Below are 22,035 nucleotides of genomic sequence, written 5' to 3'. Positions count from 1 at the left end.
GATCAGAACCAGGTTTCCATCTGTACACCGAAGTTCCATTCGCCACCGGCGGTAAAGCCGCTGGTGCCGAAGGCGTCGTCGCTGGCGTAGCGATCCAGCGAACGATCCCAGTCCATCCAGCTGGCAAAGAAGCGGATTTCCGGACGGCTCAGGAAATCGCCGATATCGCCGGGTTTGAAAGTGGGCGCGAAGGTCAGCTTATAGAAGCCGCCGCTGACGCTCTGGCGATCCTTAAAGCCTTTGGGATCGAGATCCATGTATTGATAACTGCCCTCATAAGCCAGCATAAAGTTCTCATTGATCTCCTGCAGCAGGCGGGCATTGGCGGTGACCCAGCGGTAGCTGTCGCCTTTGATATAGCGATCCCGGCTCTCCTGCGCGAGCAGGGCCGGGGCCAGGCTCCAGGTTTTATTCAGCGGCGTCATGCCGTAAGACGCGAGACGCCAGGTGTTGGCGTTTTCTGTAAGGTTGCCGTCAGAGCCGATGCCTTTCACTTCCGCGCCCAGGCCGTGACCATAGAGCAGCGCGGTTTTTGACTGGCCGTCGCGCAGGCCATAGAAACTGTCGCCGTGCCATGCCAGCATCGCGTGTACGCCGCTGTCGCCCGCGTTATCGCTGCGCACGGCGCTGTTGATGCGTTCGTCGTTATCTTTGGCGCGCAGGCCGCTGAGCATAAATTGCAGCGGGCCGCTGAAGGTGTTAGCGGTGGCGATGTAGTTTTGTATGGTGTTATCAATGGTTTCGATATCGCCGAAGTTACGGCCGTAAATCGAGAAGTTGCTCTTGAGATTATCGGCCCAGCGCACGTCGTAGATGCCGCCGCCGGTTCCAGCAAGGAACACAACGTCAGAATCGAGCCAGTGGATATCGAAGTTGTCGCGGTCAAAGCGTTTGCCGGCCCACAGCGTGCTGTTGTCGAAGGCGCCGGTAAAGGTCGGCAGGCTGCCCAGCTCGACAAAGGCCTGGCGGATATTGAGATCGCTGCTGTCGGCCGTCCAGTCGTTATAGTCGCTCTGGCCATCCGCCAGCATCACCTTAAAGCGCGTGGTCGCGCCGTTCGCCAGCTGGGTTTTGTGCTCCATATTGACTTCAACGTAGGTGTTATTTTCATTGCCCAGTCGGCCGACCGCGCCGCCGGTTTCACCGGCTGGCGTCAGGTAAGGGCCGCTTTGGGTCGACGAGGCCGAATCGTTCATAATCAGGCCGGAACGCGCATAGGCGTGAAATTCGAAGCCGTCCGCCAGCGTTTTTTCCCTCGGCTTCGCGGCGGCGGCCTGCTGCTGTTCGGCTGGCGTCGGCGTTATCGGCGGCTGAGGCCCGGCGACGACGGCAGGCGCCTGCGCGGAACCCTGACGCACGGCAGGCGGGTTATCTGCAGAGGATTGCGCCTGTGCGGTTGTCTGTTCGCTGGCTGCCGGAGCGGCCTGCTGCTGGGCCAGGCGCTGTTCTGCCAGTCGGGCGCGGCGTTCGGCCTCGTCGGCGCGCCGCTCCGCTTTTTGCAGCCGCGCTTCAAGCTGATTCAGGCGCTTTTCTACGGCGCTGAGATCGGTATCGGCCAGGCTTTGTTGAGGGAAAAACAGCGCTGCCGTGACCGCCAGCGCAAGAGGGGTTAGTTTTGTCATCCGCCATTCTCCAGAGGGTTTACCGTTTAGCTAAACCGGTTCGATCGAGAGAGTAGAGAAGGGCGGTAAAGGTTACAAAGGATTTCCCTGTTACAATTTCGTTATTGTGAAGCGGCTAACAGTTTTGCGGCAGTGGGCAGCGCCGTCATGGCCCCTTTGGCGGTGGTCGCCAGCGATCCGCAGCGCTGTGCCAGCTCGATCGCGCCCGCCAGATCGCGAGGCCGCAGCGGATCGGCTTCCCGCATCAGGCCAGTCAATAAGCCCGCCACAAAAGCGTCGCCCGCGCCGGTCGTATCCACCACCTCTACTTTCGAAGCGCCGAAGCGGGTCTGTTCGCCCTGATGCCAGGCGATGACGCCTTCTTCGCCCAGCGTTACCAGCAGCAGAGCGGGCTTGTAGCCTTCGGTAAAAGCCGCCAGAGCGGTATCGATCTGCTCAATGCCGGTCAGCAGCTGTAACTCGTCCAGCGAGAGTTTAATGACGTCCGCCACGGCGAAAGCTTGTCCGACAACGTGGCACATCGCGGCATGATCCTGCCAGAAATCCTCGCGCAGATTAGGATCGAAGCTGACCCAGCCTCCGGCCGCATGAATGCGCTCGGCGGCGGCGAATGCCGCGCTGCGGCTTGGCTCGGCGCTCAGCGCAATAGAACAAAAATGCAGGGCCTGGCCGGCAGCGAAAACGGGTAAATCTTCCGGCGTCAGGAAGAGATCGGCCGCCGGGCGCACCATAAACGTAAAGGTGCGTTCGCCTTGCTTATCAAGGCCGACCACGACGGTGGAAGTACGCTGCTCCGGCAGCTGGCGCATGAAATCCGTATTGACGCGTTCTGTACGCAGGGTTTCCTGCAAAAAGGCGCCGAAGGGATCGCCGCCGACGCGGCCGATAAAAGCGCTGTCGCCGCCCAGACGCGCTACGCCAACCGCGACGTTAGCGGGCGCGCCGCCGGGACACTGCTGCAGATGGTTATTCTCTTCCGGCAGCAGGTCTACTACCGCATCGCCCAAAACCCAGACTCTGTTCATTACGCCTCCTGTTTAAGTAAGCATTAAGCTAAACCGCTTTAGCGAAGATGACAACTGTTGATAAACGATAAGGGTAGCGTGAGGCGTATGAAAGGGGGAAAAGAAGAGTGTTTAAAAGCAGAATCCGACAAAGGCGAGCGTTGCTCTGTGAAGCGATGTTGCTAAGCGGCGTCGTCTTCCCTGACGACGAACGCGGCTAGCTGTCGTCTTCGCGAATGGAAGAGGGATGACGACACAGCGGCTGGATGGACATCGTCATATACGGGTAGAGCGGCAGGCCGGTCAGCAGGTCGTGCAGCTCTTCATTGCTTTCCACGTCAAAGATGCTGACGTTTTTGAACTCTCCCGCTACGCGCCAGACGTGACGCCATTTTCCCGACTGCTGCAGCTGCTGCGCATAGGCCTTTTCCTGGGCTTTGATCTCACTGACGCGCTCTGCCGGCAGCGTATCAGGGATGGCGATAGTCATTTCTACTTTAAACAGCATGGCTCTCTCCGGTCGTGGCGCTTACCCCTGGCTGACGGTAAAGCGCAGGCTTAAATTTCTGTTTTCTCGGCGTATTCGCAGAGATCTTCAATCAAACAGGAGCCACAGCGCGGCTTGCGGGCGACACAGGTGTAGCGACCATGCAGGATAAACCAGTGGTGGCAGTCGACCTTGAACTCTTTCGGCACGACTTTCAGCAGCTTCTCTTCGACTTGCTCGACGTTTTTGCCGGGCGCAAACTTAGTGCGGTTGCAGACGCGAAAGATATGGGTGTCGACGGCGATGGTCGGCCAGCCGAAAGCGGTATTCAGCACCACGTTGGCGGTTTTACGGCCCACGCCCGGCAACGCCTCCAGCGCCTCGCGGCTCTCCGGCACTTCGCCGCCGTGCTGCTCCAGCAGAATGCGGCAGGTTTTAATCACGTTCTCCGCCTTGCTGTTAAACAGGCCGATGGTCTTGATGTACTCTTTTACGCCGTCCACGCCCAGCTCCAGCATAGCGGCAGGCGTGTTGGCGACCGGATAGAGCTTTGCGGTCGCCTTGTTGACGCTGACGTCCGTGGCCTGCGCAGAGAGCAGCACGGCGATCAGCAGCTCAAAAGGGGTAGTAAAGACCAGTTCCGTGGTCGGGTGCGGATTGTTGTCGCGCAGCCGCACCAAAATTTCGTGACGTTTTTCCTTGTTCACAGCGCGTTCGAGGCTCCTTTCGGCAGGCTGGTTTCGGCCGCTTTACGGGCCGCGCGCGCCTTCATTTTGTTATCGATAACGTATTTGGCCGCCAGCAGCATACCGAGGCCGATAAAGGCGCCCGGCGGCAGCATCGCCAGCAGCATCGGCGAATCAAAATGCACCACCTCAATCCGCAGCGCCTTCGCCCACGGCCCCAGCAGCTGATCGGCGCCGTTGAAAAGGGTGCCGCTGCCGATGATTTCGCGCAGCGAGCCCAGCACTACCATCACGCTGGTGGCGCCCAGACCAATCGCCATCCCGTCCAGTGCCGCCAGCGGGACGCTGCTGCGCGAGGCCACCGCTTCGGCACGGCCCACCACGATGCAGTTGGTGACAATTAGTGGAATAAAAATGCCTAACGAGTGATAGAGCCCATAGGCGTAAGCGTTAATCAGCATCTGCACGCAGCTCACCACCGAGGCGATAATCATCACGTAAATCGGGATACGGATATCGGTCGGCACCCAGCGGCGCGAGGCGGAGATTGCGCTGTTGGTGCAGATCAGCACCATAGTGGTGGCCAGGCCAAGGCCCAGCGCGTTGGTGGCGGTCGAGGTCACCGCCAGCAGCGGACAGAGCCCCAGCAGCTGTACCAGCGCCGAGTTATTTTTCCACAGTCCGCCGACCAGCAGGTTTTTTGCTTCACTCATTGGAGTCTCCACAGGTTTGCAGCGAGGCGAGCTGCCCCGGCAACGTTTCAACAAACAGGGTGGCGCGTTTGGTGGCGTTTACCACCGCGCGCGGCGTAATGGTGGCGCCGGTAAACTGATCGAACTGACCGCCATCTTTTTTCACCGCAAAACGCTTGTCATCTTTTCCGCTCAGCTTCACGCCGCTGAAGCTCTCGATCCAGTTGGATATGCGCAGCTCGATTTTATCGCCCAAGCCGGGCGTTTCGTGATGCTCAACCACGCGCACGCCCAGTACTTTGCCGCTGAAATCCGCGCCGACAATCATCTGAATAGCGCCAGAATAGCCATCTGGCGCGGTAGCCTCAATCGCCGCGGCGACCGGCTGGTCATCTTTCCGTGCGAGGTAAAGATGATGTACGCCGTTGCCTAACGCCGGACTGGTGACCAGATAGCACTCCTGCTGAATAGCATTATTGTACAACTCGGGCGGCACCACCTGATCCAACAGCGTTTTCTGCTGCAGCACGCCCTGATGCTCAATAGTGGGTTTGGTCACGGTATTGACCACCGCCGTCAGCCCGGTGGTGACGGCGGCGAACAGCGCCAGCGTCACGCCATTTTTACGAATCGCATCCAGCATTACTTCTCCTTACGATGACCGTAAACGCGCGGCTGCGTGTAGTAGTCGACCAGCGGCACGGTGATGTTCGCCAGCAGCACGGCGAAAGCCACGCCGTCAGGATAGCCGCCGAAGCTGCGGATCAGCCAGACCAGCAGACCAATTAACGCGCCATAGATCAGGCGCCCTTTGTTGGTGGTGGAGGCCGTTACCGGATCGGTAGCGATAAAAAAAGCGCCCAGCATGGTCGCGCCGGAGAAGAGATGCACCGCGGGCGACAGCAAAGCGTCCGGAGAGATCAGCCAGCCAAGCGTGGAGAAAAGCGCCAGCGACAGCAGCATACTGGCCGGAATATGCCAGCGGATGCTGTTGGTGAACAGCAGGAACAGGCCGCCAAGCAGATAGCCGATATTGACCCATTGCCAGCCCAGTCCGGCGATAACGCCGCTGTAGAGAGGCTGCGCCCGCAGCTCTTCTGCGCTGTGCCCGGCGCGCAGGCCGGTTTTAAAACTATCCAGCGGAGTCGCCTGGCTGACGCCATCCACGCCGAGCCTGAGCTGCTGCATACTGTGGCCGTCCAGCGTCTGACCATGAAAGATCATGTTCAGGGCATCGAAAAAGTTGGGTGTGACCGTCTGCAGCGAATCGGGCGGCAGCCAGCTGGTCATCTGCACCGGAAAGGAGATCAGCAGAACGACATAGCCCACCATCGCCGGGTTAAAAGGATTCTGACCCAGGCCGCCGTAGAGCTGTTTGGAAATCACCACGGCGAAGACGGTGCCGATAACAATGATCCACCAGGGCGCCAGCGGCGGAATGCTGATGGCCAGCAACAGCGCGGTCAGCAGCGCCGAGTTGTCGCCGAGCGTTTTGCCCAGCGGCAGCTTGCGCAGCTTCAGGATGGCGGCTTCGGAGCCGAGGCCCGCCGCAGCGGCAATCGCGATCTGAATCAGCGTCCCCCAGCCGAAAAACCAGCACTGAGCCGCGATGCCGGGCAGGGTCGCCGCCAGCACCAGCAGCATAATAGTGCTGGTGCTGCGTCGATTGTGGGTATAAGGCGAACTTGCGATGCGAAAAGCCATTTAATCCTCTTGCGTAGAATGCTGCGCCTTACGCGCCTTAACACGAGCGATGGCCGCCGCCACTGCCGCCTTGCGGGGATCGTCCTGTTCTGACGACGTTTTACTCACTGCCTGTGGCGCGGCTTCCGGCTGCTCAGCTTCCGCTTTCACCGTCGCGTTATCTGCTGGCTCCGCTTTGGCCGCCGCCGCTTTCTTCGCCTTAGCCCGCGCGATAGCTGCTTCCACAGCCGCTTTGCGCGGATCCATCGGCGCGGCTTCCGCTTTCACCGTCGCGCTATCCGCTGGCTCCGCTTTGGCCGCCGCCGCTTTCTTCGCCTTAGCCCGCGCGATAGCTGCTTCCACAGCCGCCTTGCGCGGATCGACTGGCGTAGCTTCCGGCTGCTCAGCTTCCGCTTTCACCGCCGCGTCATCCGCTGGCTCCGCTTTGGCCGCTGCGGCTTTCTTCGCTTTCGCCCGCGCGATGGCCGCTTCCACAGCCGCTTTGCGCGGATCCACCGGCGCCGCTTCCGGCTGCTCAGCTTCCGCTTTTACCGCCGCGCCATCTGCTGGCTCCGCTTTGGCCGCAACAGCCGCTTTCTTCGCTTTCGCCCGCGCGATGGCCGCTTCCACCGCCGCTTTGCGCGGATCCACCGGCGCGGCATCGGTCTGCTCGTTTATAGCAGCAGGTTCAGCCGCCGCTTTCTTCGCCTTAGCTCGCGCGATAGCCGCTTCTACGGCCGCTTTACGCGGATCGCCCGCCTGGCGCGTAGCCGGTTCCGTCTCGGACTGTTTTTCCGCCTGGTGCGCGCGCGCCTGTGCCTTACGCGCTTCGCGCTGCGCCAGAAGTGCCGCGTTTTCGGCTTCCTGTGCATCGCTCGCCGGCGCTGCCTGCTTCGCTTTCACCCGCGCCAGGGCTGCTTCGACCTCGCCGCTATCGCGCTGGCCGACAACGCGTTTCGCCTGCTGATGACGGTTTTCACGCGCCAGCTTCTCGCGTTCCAGGCGCGCCTGACGCGCTTCGAAACGCGCCTTCGCCTGTGCGGTACGTTCCGCTTCCAGATCGATAGCGCGGATCTCCGCTTTCTCCTGGCGGTAATACTGCACCAGCGGAATATTGCTTGGGCAGACATAGGCGCAGGCGCCGCACTCGATACAGTCGTCGATATTATGCTGACGCGCCTTGTCGTGATCGCCGCCGCGGCTGTACCAGTAAAGCTGCTGCGGCAGCAGCGCGGCGGGACAGGCATCCGCGCAGGCGCTGCAGCGGATACAGGATTTCTCTTCCTCGTTATCGCCCATTTCGCTGGCGGAAGGCGCGAGGATGCAGTTGGTGATTTTCACCACCGGCACGTCCAGCGTCGGCAGGGTAAAGCCCATCAGCGGGCCGCCCATGACCACCATCTGGCCCGAGGCTGGCGTGAAATCGGCCTGGTGCAGGAGATGGCTGATCGGCGTACCGATGCGTCCCCAGACGTTGCCGGGCCGTTTCACCGCTTCGCCGGTCAGCGTCACCACGCGCTCGGTCAGCGGCTCGCCGTCTACCACGGCGCGCTTCACCGCATAAGCGGTGCCGACGTTCTGCATCAGCACGCCGATATCGGTGGAGCGGCCGCCGTGCGGCACTTCCAGCCCGGTAAGAATTTTGGTGAGCTGCTTCGCGCCGCCGGAAGGATATTTGGTGGGAATGACCCGAATCTGCAGATCCGCAGCGTCGCCCAGCGCTTTTTTCAGCGCGGCGATCGCTTCCGGCTTGTTGTCCTCAATCCCGATCAGCACGCGCTCCGCCTGCAATACCCAGGCGAGAATACGGGTGCCTTCAAGCACTTCCTGCGCGCAGTCCTGCATCAGGCGGTCGTCGGCGGTGATATAGGGCTCGCATTCGGCGGCGTTAATAATCAGCGTTTTTACGCCGCGCAGGCCGCCCTTGAGTTTGGTAGCGGTAGGGAAACCCGCGCCGCCCAGGCCAGCCACGCCAGCCTGGTGAATCAGCCCGACAATCTCCTCACGCTCGTGCTGACGATAGTCGGCCAGCGGGCTTTTCTCGATCCAGCGATCCTCGCCATCGGGCGTAATAAAGACGCAGAGCTCCGCCAGCGCGGAAGGATGCGCGGTGATATGAGGCGCGATATCTTCTACCACGCCAGAAGTCGGCGCGTGTACCGGCAGCATTCGACCGCGGCCAAAGGTCAGCGGCTGGCCGCGCAGCACTTTATCGCCCGGCTTCACCAGCAGCTCGCCTTCGTGGCCGATATGCTGCTTGAGGGGAATAATAAATTTTGTCGCCAGCGGCAGCTGGCGCAGCGGCGTGCCGTTAGACTGGGTTTTCATCTCCGGCGGATGGATGCCGCCCTGAAAATCCCACAGTTTCTCTTTTTTAAACAGTCTGAAGAGGTTACGCATGACTTTCCACTGAAATTACCCTGACCGGGATGGTTTGCAGATCCCACTTCCAGTTTGCCGTTGTGTCGGCCACCGGACGCATTTCGATGCAGTCGGTCGGGCAGGGCGCGACGCAGAGATCGCAGCCGGTACAGACATCGCTCAACACGGTATGCATCGCGCGGGTAGCGCCGACGATGGCGTCCACGGGACAGGCCTGGATGCATTTGGTGCAGCCGATACAGTTGGCTTCATCGATCCAGGCGACTTTACGCTCCGGCTCGCGCGCCGCTTCGTCGCCTAACGGCTGCGGCTCGACGTTCAGCAGCGCCGCCAGCTTGAGCATGGTCTGCTCGCCGCCGGGCGCGCACTTGTTGATCTGCTCGCCGTTGTTGCCGACCGCGTCCGCATAGGGACGACAGCCCGGATAGCCGCACTGGCCGCACTGGCTCTGCGGCAAAATGGCGTCGATCTGCTCGACGATGGGATCTTCTTCGACTTTAAACCGGCGCGAAGCGTAGCCCAGCAGGCCGCCGAAAATCAGGCCCAGCACGCTTAATACCGCGACCGCAATCCATACTGCACTCATCAGAATTTCACCAGTCCGCTAAAGCCCATAAATGCCAGCGCCATCAGGCCGGCGGTTACCAGCGCGATGGAAGACCCTTTGAAAGGCGCCGGCACGTCGGCCAGCACCAGCCGCTCGCGAATGCCGGCGAACAGCACCATCACCAGCGAGAAGCCGACAGAGGCGCTGAAGCCGTACAGCGCCGCCTGCAAAAAGGTATGGTTCAGGTTGACGCTCAGCAGCGGCACGCCGAGCACCGCACAGTTGGTGGTGATCAGCGGCAGAAAAATGCCCAGCAGCCGATAGAGCTCGGGGCTGGTTTTGCGCACCACCATCTCGGTGAACTGCACCACTACCGCAATCACCAGGATATAGGCCATGGTGCGCAGATAGACCAGATCCAGCGGCAGCAGGATCAGGTGATTCACCAGCCATGCGCAGATCGAGGCCAGGGTAATGACGAAAGTCGTGGCGAGTCCCATGCCAATCGCCGTTTCCAGTTTTTTGGAAACGCCCATAAAGGGACAAAGGCCGAGAAACTTCACCAGAACGAAGTTATTCACCAGCACTGTGCCGATAAAAAGAAGCAGGTAGTCGGTCATTTTTACGCCTGAGAAAAATAAAAGCCGTTTATTATCGGTCATTCGCGCCCGGACAACAACCGCAGCGCGTTCGGGAGCGGAAATGACCGCACGGAGAATTAAATTTTTGCGCGCTTTTTCGACACCAAAGGCGCTGAAAAAAGTCAGGGCGCGGAAAAATTCGTTTCAGGAGAGCCAGTATAACCTGGCGCCAGAGTGACGCACATCGATGGCCGCGGTGCGGCCAGGCGATTAAAGAGAGGATCGGGCGAGCGGCAACAGCAAGCAGCCCGCCTTAGCAGGGGGTCAAGGCGCGTCGCGTCGGCCTGTGGCAGAGCGGCGTTTTTTTTATCAGATACAGAGAGGGCGAAACAGAACCTAGACGACGTAATGCCAGACGGACTTCGGCACGCAGCCAAGATCGAACAGGCGCCCACCGGAAGCCAGTTCGGCACGGCGGTGATCGGCAGCGCGATACATATCAATAATTTCTTTATTATCGGTCAGTGAGTAGTTGAGATGATCGAACAGTTTCTCCAGCGTGTCAGGAGAGCTCACTTTACGAAATTTCAACAGATAGTCATGTACTGTCATAGTTGCCGTTATGCTAAGAATTAAGAAGTTTCAAGTATATGGTCAGGCGATGCGCTGTCTATAGCGGAAAATGCAAAATCACAGTAAATTCAGAATAAAGAGTAAGTCATTTCCGCATTTCCAACAGGGTGATTGTCGACTTTAATTAGCATTTCCCGCCTGTCATGTTAATAAATGGTTTCTATGTTAATAATTGGATCCACCAGGTTGTGTCTCCGCTCACAAATTCGCACTTTGCTCCGCATTCCCCGGCATTGCGCTACTACGACAGATAGTTATCAGGTACTTGTAATCGTTTTCATTATAAGCCGCGTTAACCGCTTCTCTTTATTACACTTATTTAACAAAGACATTCCGCAGTGGCGCAGAGTTTATCCATATCCCATTTTTAACCCGCGGCGCACTAATTTTACGCGCCACCTTAATTGCTGAATTTTGTGAGCATTGTCGAAAATGTTTTTTTTTGGCTGGGCCACGATTAAGCGGCAATCACTCCCGGATAACGATCCCCGTCAGAGGAACAGACCTATGTGGAAACGGTTACTTTTAACCACGCTGATTGGCGCAGCGCTGAGCGGTAATGCGCTGGCGGAAAATCTTACGGTTGGCTTTTCGCAGGTTGGCTCCGAATCGGGCTGGCGCGCGGCGGAAACCAGCATGGCGAAAAGCGAGGCGCAAAAACGCGGTATTACGCTAAAAATCGCCGACGGCCAGCAGAAGCAGGAGAATCAGATTAAAGCAGTACGTTCGTTTATCGCTCAGGGCGTCGACGCTATTTTTATCGCGCCGGTCGTACAGACAGGTTGGGAACCGGTACTGGAAGAGGCCAAAGACGCGAAAATTCCGGTATTCCTGCTGGATCGCGCCATCGTGGTGAAAGATAAATCGCTTTATATGGCGGTCGTAACGGCGGACAACGTGCTGGAAGGCAAGCTGATCGGCGACTGGCTGGTAAAAGAGCGGGCGGGCAAACCCTGTAACGTGGTAGAGCTGCAGGGCACCGTTGGCGCCAGCGTGGCCATCGACCGTAAAAAAGGCTTCGCTGAGGCCATCGCCAACGCGCCGGGAATTAAAATCGTGCGTTCGCAGTCCGGCGACTTTACCCGCAGTAAGGGTAAAGAGGTGATGGAAAGCTTTATCAAGGCGGAAAACAACGGCAAAAACATCTGCATGGTTTACGCGCATAACGACGATATGGCGATCGGCGCGATTCAGGCGATTAAAGAGGCCGGACTGAAACCGGGCAAAGATATTCTGACCGGCTCGATCGACGGCGTGCCCGATATCTATAAGGCGATGCTGGCCGGTGAAGCCAACGCCAACGTCGAGCTGACGCCGGATATGGCTGGCCCCGCTTTCGACGCGCTGGAGAAGTTCCGCAAAGAGGGGACTCAGCCGCCGAAAATCATCAAAACCGAATCAAGACTCTTTTTACCAGCCGACGCTCAGGCGCAGCTGGATAAGAAAAAAGGCATGGGTTATTGATCCCGCCGCCGCCCGGATAACGGGCGGCATCTTTTCCGAGGCCAGCCATGATTAGCTCTTCGCAATCTCCGCCGCTGCTCGCCATCAGCGGCCTGAGTAAAAGCTTTCCCGGCGTCAGGGCGCTGGATAACGTCTCTTTCGACCTGCGCGGCGGCGAAATTATGGCGCTGCTGGGCGAGAACGGCGCCGGAAAATCCACGCTGATTAAAGTGTTGACCGGCGTCTACCGCCGCGACGCCGGCGCTGTGACGCTGGCAGGCAATGAGATCGCGCCGCGCAGCACGGCCGAAGCCCAGCAGGCGGGCATCGGCACCGTTTACCAGGAAGTCAATCTGCTGCCCAATATGTCGGTGGCGGATAATCTGTTTATCGGCCGCGAGCCGCGTCGGCTGGGCATGATCGATCGCCGGCGCATGAACAAAGAGGCCGTCGTGCTGCTGCGCAACTACGGTTTCGAGCTGGATGTGACGCGCCCGCTTGGCCACTATTCGGTGGCGATGCAGCAAATTATCGCTATCTGCCGCGCGGTGGATCTTTCGGCTCAGGTACTGATCCTCGATGAGCCGACCGCCAGCCTGGACGCCAGCGAAGTTGAGATGCTGTTTACGCTGATGCGCCAGCTGCGCGCGCGCGGCATGGGGTTGATCTTCGTCACGCATTTTCTCGATCAGGTCTATAAGGTATGCGACCGCATTACCGTATTGCGCAACGGCCAGTTCGTCGCCACGCGGGAAACCGCCGCGCTACCGCAAATCGAGCTGATTAAGCTGATGCTGGGGCGCGAGCTGCTGGAAACCGCGCTGCAGCGCGCGGGCAGCACGCTGAAAAGCCACCAGCCGGTGGTGGAGTTTAAAGAATATGGCAGGAAAGGGACGATAGAGCCCTTCAGCCTTAGCGTTCGTCCCGGCGAAGCCGTTGGCCTCGCCGGTCTGCTGGGTTCCGGACGCACGGAAACCGCAGAGCTGCTGTTCGGCATTAAAAGCGCCGACAGCGGCAGCGCCTTCATCAGGGGAAAACCACGTGTAATCCGTACGCCGGCCCAGGCTTCGCGTGCCGGAATCGGCTTCTGTCCGGAAGATCGTAAAACCGATGGCATCATCGGCGCGGCTTCGGTGCGGGAGAATATCATTCTGGCGCTGCAGGCCCAGCGCGGCTGGCTGCGGCCGATCGGCAAGCGTGAGCAGCAGCAGATAGCCGATCGCTATATCAAAAGCCTGAGCATCCGCACGCCGCATGCGGAACAGCCTGTGGAGCTGCTTTCCGGCGGCAATCAGCAAAAAGTGCTGCTCTCGCGCTGGCTGGTGACGAAGCCGCAGTTTCTGATCCTGGATGAACCGACGCGCGGGATCGACGTTGGCGCCCACGCGGAGATCATCCGGCTGATCGAAACGCTCTGCGCGGATGGCCTGGCGCTGCTGGTGATCTCTTCCGAACTGGAAGAGCTGGTGGGTTACGCGGACAGAGTCATTATCCTGCGCGATCGTCGACAGGTGGCGGAAATCCCGCTGGATAACCTTTCCGTCGCCTCGGTGGTGAAAGCGATTGCCGCTGGAGGGCAGCATGCTTGAGACTCAGCTGATGAAAAAAACCGCCTCCGGGCGCAAACTGCCGCCGGGCATGCCGCAAATCGCCGCGCTAATCCTGGTGCTGCTGGTGGATAGCCTGGTGGCGCACAATTTTTTTGCCGTGCATCTGCAGGATGGCCGCCTGTTCGGTAGCCCGATCGACATCCTCAACCGCGCGGCGCCAGTAGCGCTACTCGCCATCGGCATGACGCTGGTGATCGCCACCGGCGGCATCGATCTCTCGGTGGGCGCGGTGATGGCGATCGCGGGCGCCACGGCGGCGACGCTAACCGTTTCCGGCCACAGCCTGCCGGTAATTATCCTGGCCGCGCTGGGCAGCGGCGTGCTGTGCGGCCTGTGGAACGGGATGCTGGTGGCGCTGTTGAAGATCCAGCCTTTCGTGGCGACGCTGATCCTGATGGTCGCCGGCCGCGGCATCGCACAGCTCATCACCCAGGGGCAAATCGTCACCTTTAACAGCGACGCTTTGGCATGGCTGGGCAGCGGCACCCTGTGGCTGCTGCCGGTTCCGGTATGGATTACGGGCGTTGTGGCGCTGCTGGTCTGGCTGCTGGCGAGAAAAACCGCGCTGGGCATGTTTATCGAAGCGGTAGGCATCAACCTGCGCGCGGCCCGCAACGCCGGGGTTAACGGCTGGGCGGTAGTGATGACCACCTATATTCTCAGCGGGCTGTGCGCCGCGGTAGCGGGGCTGATCGTCGCGGCGGATATTCGCGGCGCGGACGCCAACAACGCCGGGCTCTGGCTGGAGCTGGACGCTATTCTCGCCGTGGTGATCGGCGGCGCCTCGCTGCTGGGCGGTCGCTTTAACCTGCTGCTGTCGCTGCTTGGCGCGCTGATTATCCAGGCGATGAACACCGGCATTCTGCTCTCCGGCTTTCCGCCGGAGCTGAATCAGGTGGTGAAAGCCGTGGTGGTGATGGCGGTGCTGCTGCTGCAGTCGCCCGCTTTTCTGCAACTGTTTAAACGAGGTCGCCGTGATTAAACGTCATTTGCCGTTAATGATTACGCTGCTGGTGTTTGTGGCGGGCTATCTGTTCTGTCTGGCGCAGTATCCCGGCTTCGCCTCCACGCGGGTTATCGCCAATATCCTGACCGACAACGCCTTCCTGGGCATTATTGCCGTCGGTATGACCTTTGTGATCCTCTCCGGCGGCATCGATCTGTCGCCGGGCGCGGTGATCGCTTTTACCGGCGTGTTCCTCGCGCGGGCTATCGGCGATTTTCATCTCGATCCCTGGCTGGCCTTCGCGCTGGTGATGGCGATGGGCGCGGCCTTTGGCGCGCTGATGGGCTGGCTGATCGACGCGCTGAAGATGCCCGCATTTATCATTACCCTGGCAGGCATGTTTTTTCTGCGCGGCAGCAGCTATCTGGTGTCGGAAAGCTCCATTCCCATCGATCATCCGCTCTACGCCACGCTCTCTTCGCTGGCCTGGAAAATTCCCGGCGGCGGACGGCTTAGCCTGCTGGCGCTGGTGATGCTGGCGGTGGTGGCTGGCGGCATCCTGTTGGCGCACCGTACCCGCTTCGGCAACGAGGTTTACGCTATCGGCGGCAACCAGACCTCGGCGCGCCTGATGGGCATCGGCACGCGCAGCGCCACCGTGCGCATCTATATGCTCTCTTCCACGCTGGCCACGCTGGCGGGGATCGTTTTTTCTGTCTATACCTCAGCGGGCTATGCGCTGGCGGGCATGGGCGTGGAGCTGGATGCTATCGCTTCGGTAGTGATCGGCGGCACGCTGCTCTCCGGCGGCGTCGGTACGGTGCTCGGCACGCTGTTCGGCGTACTGATTCAGGGGCTGATTCAGACCTGGATCAATTTCGACGGCACGCTCAGCTCCTGGTGGACGAAAATCGCTATCGGCGTGCTGCTGTTCGCTTTTATCGCTCTGCAAAGGTTGCTGACGGCTATCTGGGATCGCCAGGGCAACGCGCCGGTTGTTCGTCTGAACTGAGTCGAAAATTCTTTGCTGACTTCGGTAACAGAGGCAGAAATAGCGTGAGTTTGTTCACATTGCGCCCAATCCACTGTTGTCGAAGCCGCGGCCGTGGGCGTAGTGTCGACCACGGCAGGGCGTAACCGCACGGCGGGCGAAACCTGAAAAAGCAGCGTGAAGCAGACGACTGTTTTTTCAGGTTTTTTTATGCCTGTTTTTCAGGAAAGAAAGCGTTAACACCAGGAGGGTGTATGCACGACGGCGGCAGGAATTTTCAGCTGATGGCCAAGCCTTCCGGCTCGGTTTGTAATCTTCGCTGCGACTACTGCTTTTATCTGGAGAAAAGCCAGCTCTATCCGCAGCGCGCAGCGCGCTGGAAAATGGATGACGCGACGCTGGAAAACTACATTCGCCAGACTATTCAGGCCCAGCGCGCGCCCGTGGTCGATTTTATCTGGCAGGGCGGCGAGCCGACGCTGGCGGGCCTCGATTTCTACCGGCGCGCGCTGGCGCTACAGCAGCGCTACGGGCAGGGCAAGCGGCTCAACAACTTCTTCCAGACCAACGGCATAAACCTTAATGATGACTGGGCGCGCTTTTTTAAGCAGCACCGTTTTCTGGTCGGCATCTCGCTGGATGGCGACAGGGCAACGCACGATCGCTTCCGGCGGACGCGCGGCGACAAAGGCAGTTTCGACGAGGTGATGGCCGGACTGGCCAGCCTGCAGCGCCATCATGTCGACGTCAATACGCTGACCGTGGTTAACGCCGACAACGCCGCCAGGCCGCTGGAGATCTACCACTTTCTTCGCCGCGCGGGCAGCCGCTATATGCAGTTTATTCCGCTGGTGGAGCGCCGCGCCGCGCAGCCGGACGCCAGCGGGCTGACGCTGGTCACGCCCGATTTTGTCGGCGACTGCCAGGTCGCGCCCTGGTCGGTGCCTGCCAGAGCCTACGGCCGTTTTCTTAACGCCATTTTTGACCACTGGGCGCAGCACGATATCGGTTCGGTATTCGTGATGAATTTTGAACAGACGCTGGCGAAGCTGGCGGGTCAGCCGGGCATCTGCGTGCAGAGCGAAACCTGCGGCGGCAACCTGGTGGTGGAAGCGCAGGGCGATGTTTATGCCTGCGATCATTTCGTTTATCCGCAGTACAGGCTGGGCAATATCAACCGGGACGAGCTGCGAACGCTGGTTAACAGCGAGCAGCAGCGGGCTTTCGGCGAGCGCAAGCTGACCCAACTCAATCAACACTGCCTGAACTGCGACGTCCGGCCGCTGTGCCACGGCGGCTGTCCCAAACACCGCTTTTTGCCCGCCGGCGATGGCAGAGCGCAAAACTATTTTTGCGAAGGGCTGGCGCTGCACTTCCGACATACGCTGCCGGTCATGCGGCAGATCGTCGCGCTGGCGCAGCAGGGAAAAAGCCTGGTGCAGCTGCGAAAATGCATCAGGCGCTACTACCAGGGGCAACGCCCCTGATTGCAACGGGCCCAGGCTGTCGCGGCCCCGATACCGTCATGGAGGATCGAACAATGAAAACATTTACCTTAACCGCGCTGGCGCTCTGCTGTCAGGCGCTCCTGCAGCCCACGCTGGCGGCCACGCCGGTGCAGAAGGCCAGGCCCAATATCGTCTATATTCTGCTGGACGATCAGCGTTACGACGCTTTCGGCTTTATCAATCCACTTATCAAAACGCCGCATATGGATGAGATCGCCCGCGACGGCACCTGGTTTAAAAACGCCTTTGTGACGACTTCACTGTCGTCGCCCAGCCGCGCCTCTATTCTTACCGGCATGTATGCGCACAACCACGGCGTGTCGGACAACAATCCCAGCGATCTGTCGCGGCTGCGCTATTTTCCCGAGCTGCTGCGTGAAAACGGCTATCAGACCGCCTTTTTTGGCAAGTGGCACTTCGGCGGCGCGGACGCCACGGCCAAAGCGGGCTTCGCCGGTTTCGACCGCTGGGTAGGGCTGCTGGGCCAGGGCGACTACTATCCCATTAACATGTTCGGCAAGCCGGCGATGCTGAATATCGACGGCAAACTCACGCCGCAGAAAGGCTATATCACCGACGAGCTCACCGACTACACGCTGGACTGGCTGGAGCACACCGATAAATCGAAACCTTTTATGGTTTACCTGTCGCACAAGGGCGTGCATGCCGACTTTTATCCGGCGGTTCGCGACAAGGGCAAGCTTGCCAACGTCACTTTCCCGCTGCCGGATACCTGGGCCGATACGGAAGAGAACTATGCCGGCAAACCGATGTGGGTAAAAAACCAGCGCAACAGCTGGCACGGCGTAGATTATCCCTACGATAAAAAGCTGGATCTGCAGCAGTTCCAGCGCGACTACTACGAGACGCTGATGGCGGTGGACGACAGCGTAGGGCGCGTGCAGGCGTGGCTGAAGAAAAACGGCCTGGCCGACAATACGATAGTGATGGTGATGGGCGACAACGGCTTTATGTTCGGCGAACATGGCCTGATCGATAAGCGTAACGCCTATGAAGAGTCGATGCGCGTGCCGCTGCTGGCGTCCGGCCCCGGCTTCGCCAAAGGCAAAGTGGTGGAGGATGTAGTGGCGAATATCGATATTGCGCCAACCTTTCTGGATGCGGCGGGCGTCGCCAAACCCGCCAACTACGACGGCGACAGCTTTCTTGGGTTAGGTACCGGCCGTAAGGATCTGCCGCCGCGCAAGGATTACTTCGTCTATGAATACTTCTGGGAATATAACTTCCCCTATACGCCCACCACCTTCGCCATCCGTACGCCACACTATAAGTACATTCAGTACTACGGCATCTGGGATAAAGAGGAGCTGTACGATATCGCTAAAGATCCGCACGAGAAGCGTAATCTGATCGACGATAAATCCAGAGAGATCATCGATACCAAAATCGCGCTGCGCAAAAAGCTGTTTGAGGGACTGAAGGATCATCAGGGCAACAGCATTATTCCCTACAATGAAAGAACCAGTCAGGGCGTGGTATTCCGCTATCGGGAAGGCGGCAAAAAAATGGCCGATTTCCCGGCGGAATGGCTGCGTGGCAATAACCCGCGCGACAAGTATGACGGCGTGCTGCCCGACCAGTATCAGAAAGAGAAAGTAAACGAACAGGTATTTGCCTCTTTCGAGAAAACCGAGGCGCTGATCCAGAAAATGCTGCAGCAGTCGAAACCGTAAAGGAAAAGCCACGGTCGGAGAACCGTGGCTTCAGACTGCTGACAAACTTAAACAGCGGGTGCGTATCAACATTTTAACAGCGGCGCAGTGGCTTCGTGGCGGCGGAGGCGGTGCGGATAAGCGGACCGTTTTCGCGCCGGGACGCGCGAAGCAAGCCTCCATGGACGGATTCACGGCGTGTCCGTGCTCCGCTCCGCCTCTGCTGGCAGTTCAACGATCTGAACGCGACCTGTTCACAGAGCATAAGTTTGTAAACAACCTCCAGCCACGGTCGGAGAACCGTGGCTTATAACGATTGGCAAGCGAGGCGGCCTGTCGCTTAACGCTGGTTCAGCCTGTAGTAAGCCTCGTTCCAGCGCAGCGCGTCTTTAAAGCCGTGCAGCGTGGTTTCCTCATCAATCACCAGCACCTCAATGCCGTGCATTTCGCCGTACTGACGCATATCCTCGACCGTCAACGCCTGGCTGAACACCGTATGGTGCGCGCCGCCGCCGAGGATCCAGCTTTCGGAAGCGGTCGCCAGCGAAGGTTGCGCACGCCACAGCGCGCGGGCCACCGGCAGCTTCGGCAGCGGCTTCGGCTGCTCGACCGCGTCCACCACGTTGACCAGCAGGCGGAAACGATCGCCCATATCGATCACGCTGGCGTTTACGGCGCGTCCCGCTGGCGTAGAGAAAATCATGCGCGCCGGATCGGCCTTGCCGCCAATGCCCAGATACTGTACGTCAATCAGCGGACGCGACTCTTTGGCGATGGAAGGGCAAACCTCCAGCATATGCGATCCCAGCACCAGCTCGTTGCCCGGCGAGAAGTGATAGGTGTAATCCTCCATAAAGGAAGTGCCGCCCGGCAGCCCGGTCGCCATCACCTTGAAAATACGCAGCAGCGCGGCGGTTTTCCAGTCGCCTTCGCCCGCAAAACCGTAGCCCTGGCCCATCAGTCTCTGTACCGCCAGGCCCGGCAGCTGCGTCATGCCGTGCAGCGTCTGGAAGTTGGTGGTGAAAGCCATGCAGCCTTCGGCCTGCAGGAAGCTTTTGATGCCCAGCTCAATGCGCGCGGCGTCCAGCACGTTCTGCCGCTTTTCGCCGTTGGCGGCTGCGGCGGGCGTAAAGTCGTACAGGCTTTCATATTCGTCGATCAGCGCGTTGACGTCGCCGTCGCTGACGCCGTTGATCACCTCGACCAGATCGCCGACGCCCCAGCCGTTAACGGCATAGCCGAACTGGATCTGCGCCGCCACCTTGTCGCCTTCCGTTACCGCCACTTCGCGCATATTGTCGCCGAAGCGCGCCACTTTCAGCTGCGAGCTGGCCTGTTTGGCGGCGGCGGCGCGCATCCATTTACCGATGCGCTCCTGCGCGGTTTTATCCTGCCAGTGGCCGGTGATCACGCTGTGCGGCAGCCGCATCCGCGCGCCGATAAAGCCGAACTCACGGCCGCCGTGCGCGGTCTGATTCAGGTTCATAAAGTCCATATCCATGCTGTCCCACGGGATCTCCGCGTTAAACTGGGTATGGAACTGCAGCAGCGGCTTATTCAGCACCGACAGGCCGCCAATCCACATTTTGGCCGGCGAGAAGGTGTGCAGCCAGGTGACGATGCCGATACAGTCGTCGGCATAGTTCGCCTCGCGGCAGAGCGCCAGCGCTTCGTCCGGGCTTTTCACCAGCGGCTTCAGCTGCAGCCGGAACGGCAGATTGCCGTCGCGGTTAAGGCCATCCACTACCTGCTGCGCGTGCTGTTCCACCTGGCGCAGCGTTTCGCTGCCGTAAAGATGCTGAGTGCCGATAACAAACCAGACGCTGAGCGCATTAAGCTGAGCCATACTTTCTCCTTAACTGTTGAGCTGGCGCGGGGCGAACTGCGGTTCGGCCACTTCACACCATTGAAGGTAACGCTGATAGAGCTGCTGATAGCGCTCGACGCGGCTGGCGTCGGGCGCAAGCGTAGTGGCAATCGGGCTGGCCATTTTCTGCTGGGCAGCGGGCACGTCGGGATAGACGCCGGCGGCGACCGCGGCGAAAATCGCTGCGCCAAGCGCGCAGCACTCGTCCGAGCTGACGATATCCAGCGGCCGATTCATGACGTCGCAGCAGACCTGCATAATGGCCGGGGATTTACGGGCGATGCCGCCCAGCGTCAGGATATTTTCCACCGGAATCTCCTGGCGCTCGAAACACTCCATAATGGCGCGCGCGCCAAAGGCCGTCGCGGCGATAAAACCGCCAAACAGCGTTGGCGCGTCGGTGCCGAGATTCAGATCGGTAATCACGCCTTTCAGGCGCTGATTGGCGAAAGGCGTACGGCGGCCGTTAAACCAGTCCAGCACCACCGGCAGATGATCCAGCTGCGGATCGGCGGCCCAAGCTTTGGTGAGATCGTTAAGCAGGTTTTGCTGGATTTTTTGTAGCTCAGCCTGCAAATGGGGATTTTTTTCGGCGGCCTGCGCCAGCGGCCAGGCGAGCAGGCGGCTGAACCAGGCGTACATATCGCCGAAAGCCGACTGGCCCGCTTCCAGCCCAATCATATTCGGCACCACGCTGCCGTTGACCTGGCCGCAGATACCTTCGATAGCGCGCTCGCCAACGCGATCCACATCGGCGATCAAAATATCGCAGGTGGAGGTGCCGATCACTTTCACCAGGGTATAAGGCGTGGCGCCCGCGCCGACGGCGCCCATATGGCAGTCAAACTCGCCGCCGGAAATCATGACGTTTTCCGGCAGGCCCAGCCGCGCGGCCCATTCTGCGGTAATTTGGCCGACAGGTTGCTCTGCCGTCCAGGTTTCGCTGAACATCGGCGTATCCAGATGTTCCGTCAGCAGCGGATCGAGCGCGTTGAAAAAGTCCGCGCCCGGCAGGCCGCCCCAGGCGGGGTGCCACAGCGACTTATGACCGGCGGCGCAGCGTCCACGGCGAATCGCTTCCGGCGCGGTGGTGCCGCTAAGCAGCGCAGGCACCCAGTCGCACAGCTCAACCCAGGCCACCGCCGCTTCGCGCACTGCCCGATCTTCGCGGCTGACGTGCAGAATTTTTGCCCAGAACCATTCGGAAGAGTAGGTGCCGCCGATAAAGCGCGCATAGTCCTCAAAACGTCCGCTATGGCAGAGCGCGGTAATCTCTTCCGCTTCCTTAATGGCGGTGTGATCCTTCCACAGCACAAACATCGCGTTGGGGTTTTCTGCAAACTCTGGTAGCAGCGCCAGCACGTTGCCCTGACGATCGATGGGCGCCGGCGTCGAGCCGGTGGAATCAACACCGATGCCGACGATGCTGCGACGCTGTTCCGGCGTCAGTTTAGTGACAACGTCACGAATAGCCTGTTCAAAGGCGTCGATATAGTCCTGCGGATGGTGGCGGAACTGATTCAGACGGCTCTGGCTGTAAAGCCCGGCCTGCCAGCGCGGGTAGGCGACAACGCCGGTTTGCAGCTCTTTGCCGCTGGCGCACTCAACCGCCAGCGCGCGCACCGAGTCACTGCCAAAGTCCAGACCGATTGTAATGGCGTCCAACTGCATTTTTCTCTC

The 22,035-nt window shown here is 59.7% G+C and carries 19 protein-coding genes; 6 read left to right on the top strand and 13 right to left on the bottom strand.

Features of this window, described 5'->3' with window-relative positions; translation table 11 throughout:
* Positions 1-2 precede the first annotated feature (2 nt).
* The 11 genes from MKZ79_RS05605 to ydgT all read right to left on the bottom strand — a co-directional run bounded on the left by MKZ79_RS05605 (position 3) and on the right by ydgT (position 10,296).
* Positions 3-1,622: a carbohydrate porin gene (locus tag MKZ79_RS05605; RefSeq protein WP_336140643.1), complete on the bottom strand. Its 1,620-nt coding sequence runs from the start codon at positions 1,620-1,622 to the stop codon at positions 3-5.
* Positions 1,623-1,723: 101 nt separating this feature from the next.
* Complete coding sequence (locus tag MKZ79_RS05600) at positions 1,724-2,647, bottom strand: aminoimidazole riboside kinase (protein WP_336140642.1); 924 nt, start codon at positions 2,645-2,647, stop codon at positions 1,724-1,726.
* Positions 2,648-2,843: 196 nt separating this feature from the next.
* On the bottom strand, positions 2,844-3,134 hold the full coding sequence (gene catC, locus MKZ79_RS05595) for a muconolactone Delta-isomerase (protein ID WP_336140641.1): 291 nt from the start codon (positions 3,132-3,134) through the stop codon (positions 2,844-2,846).
* A gap of 50 nt (positions 3,135-3,184) precedes the next feature.
* Positions 3,185-3,820: an endonuclease III gene (nth, locus tag MKZ79_RS05590; protein ID WP_336140640.1), complete on the bottom strand. Its 636-nt coding sequence runs from the start codon at positions 3,818-3,820 to the stop codon at positions 3,185-3,187.
* Positions 3,817-4,512, bottom strand: coding sequence for an electron transport complex subunit E (locus tag MKZ79_RS05585; RefSeq protein WP_336140639.1), 696 nt, complete (start codon positions 4,510-4,512; stop codon positions 3,817-3,819). The genes nth and MKZ79_RS05585 overlap by 4 nt, the downstream gene beginning before the upstream one ends.
* On the bottom strand, positions 4,505-5,134 hold the full coding sequence (gene rsxG / locus MKZ79_RS05580; protein ID WP_336140638.1) for an electron transport complex subunit RsxG: 630 nt from the start codon (positions 5,132-5,134) through the stop codon (positions 4,505-4,507). Before rsxG ends, MKZ79_RS05585 begins: the two co-directional genes overlap by 8 nt.
* Entirely contained in the window at positions 5,134-6,195 is a 1,062-nt protein-coding gene (rsxD, locus tag MKZ79_RS05575; RefSeq protein ID WP_336140637.1) for an electron transport complex subunit RsxD, read from the bottom strand. The genes rsxG and rsxD overlap by 1 nt, the downstream gene beginning before the upstream one ends.
* The gene (gene rsxC / locus MKZ79_RS05570) at positions 6,196-8,574 is read right to left on the bottom strand and encodes an electron transport complex subunit RsxC (protein WP_336140636.1); all 2,379 of its coding nucleotides are present in this window, start codon (positions 8,572-8,574) and stop codon (positions 6,196-6,198) included. It abuts the gene before it with no gap.
* Positions 8,567-9,142 carry an electron transport complex subunit RsxB gene (rsxB, locus tag MKZ79_RS05565; RefSeq protein ID WP_336140635.1) on the bottom strand — a complete coding sequence of 192 codons (576 nt, stop codon included), beginning with the start codon at positions 9,140-9,142 and terminating at the stop codon, positions 8,567-8,569. Before rsxB ends, rsxC begins: the two co-directional genes overlap by 8 nt.
* Positions 9,142-9,723, bottom strand: a complete 582-nt coding sequence (rsxA, locus tag MKZ79_RS05560; protein WP_336140634.1) for an electron transport complex subunit RsxA — start codon at positions 9,721-9,723, stop codon at positions 9,142-9,144. Before rsxA ends, rsxB begins: the two co-directional genes overlap by 1 nt.
* Before the next feature lie 357 nt (positions 9,724-10,080).
* Positions 10,081-10,296 carry a transcription modulator YdgT gene (gene ydgT, locus MKZ79_RS05555; protein ID WP_336140633.1) on the bottom strand — a complete coding sequence of 72 codons (216 nt, stop codon included), beginning with the start codon at positions 10,294-10,296 and terminating at the stop codon, positions 10,081-10,083.
* Positions 10,297-10,824: 528 nt separating this feature from the next.
* Here ydgT and ytfQ point away from each other — a divergent pair.
* The 6 genes from ytfQ (at position 10,825) to MKZ79_RS05525 (ending at position 18,509) form a co-directional block, all read left to right on the top strand.
* Positions 10,825-11,781, top strand: a complete 957-nt coding sequence (ytfQ, locus tag MKZ79_RS05550; RefSeq protein ID WP_336140632.1) for a galactofuranose ABC transporter, galactofuranose-binding protein YtfQ — start codon at positions 10,825-10,827, stop codon at positions 11,779-11,781.
* 47 nt (positions 11,782-11,828) lie between these two features.
* Positions 11,829-13,349: a galactofuranose ABC transporter, ATP-binding protein YtfR gene (ytfR, locus tag MKZ79_RS05545; RefSeq protein ID WP_336140631.1), complete on the top strand. Its 1,521-nt coding sequence runs from the start codon at positions 11,829-11,831 to the stop codon at positions 13,347-13,349.
* The gene (gene ytfT / locus MKZ79_RS05540) at positions 13,342-14,352 is read left to right on the top strand and encodes a galactofuranose ABC transporter, ATP-binding protein YtfT (RefSeq protein WP_336140630.1); all 1,011 of its coding nucleotides are present in this window, start codon (positions 13,342-13,344) and stop codon (positions 14,350-14,352) included. Before ytfR ends, ytfT begins: the two co-directional genes overlap by 8 nt.
* Positions 14,345-15,328 carry a galactofuranose ABC transporter, permease protein YjfF gene (gene yjfF / locus MKZ79_RS05535; protein ID WP_336140629.1) on the top strand — a complete coding sequence of 328 codons (984 nt, stop codon included), beginning with the start codon at positions 14,345-14,347 and terminating at the stop codon, positions 15,326-15,328. The genes ytfT and yjfF overlap by 8 nt, the downstream gene beginning before the upstream one ends.
* Before the next feature lie 233 nt (positions 15,329-15,561).
* On the top strand, positions 15,562-16,794 hold the full coding sequence (locus MKZ79_RS05530) for an anaerobic sulfatase maturase (protein ID WP_336140628.1): 1,233 nt from the start codon (positions 15,562-15,564) through the stop codon (positions 16,792-16,794).
* 53 nt (positions 16,795-16,847) lie between these two features.
* Positions 16,848-18,509 (top strand): sulfatase family protein, encoded by a 1,662-nt coding sequence (locus tag MKZ79_RS05525; RefSeq protein WP_336140627.1) that lies wholly within the window; start codon positions 16,848-16,850, stop codon positions 18,507-18,509.
* Positions 18,510-18,828: 319 nt separating this feature from the next.
* Here MKZ79_RS05525 and araA read toward each other — a convergent pair whose 3' ends face one another.
* A complete protein-coding gene (gene araA, locus MKZ79_RS05520; protein WP_336140626.1) occupies positions 18,829-20,334 on the bottom strand; it encodes an L-arabinose isomerase in 1,506 nt (501 codons plus the stop codon).
* Between the two features lie 9 nt (positions 20,335-20,343).
* The gene (locus MKZ79_RS05515) at positions 20,344-22,026 is read right to left on the bottom strand and encodes a ribulokinase (protein ID WP_336140625.1); all 1,683 of its coding nucleotides are present in this window, start codon (positions 22,024-22,026) and stop codon (positions 20,344-20,346) included.
* Between the last annotated feature and the right edge of the window lie 9 nt (positions 22,027-22,035).

It is taken from the genome of Erwinia sp. CGal63 (assembly GCF_037026505.1).
GTDB lineage: Bacteria > Pseudomonadota > Gammaproteobacteria > Enterobacterales > Enterobacteriaceae > Erwinia.
The sequence above is the reverse complement of the archived record's forward strand: the minus strand, read 5'-3'. Positions and strand labels throughout refer to the sequence as shown.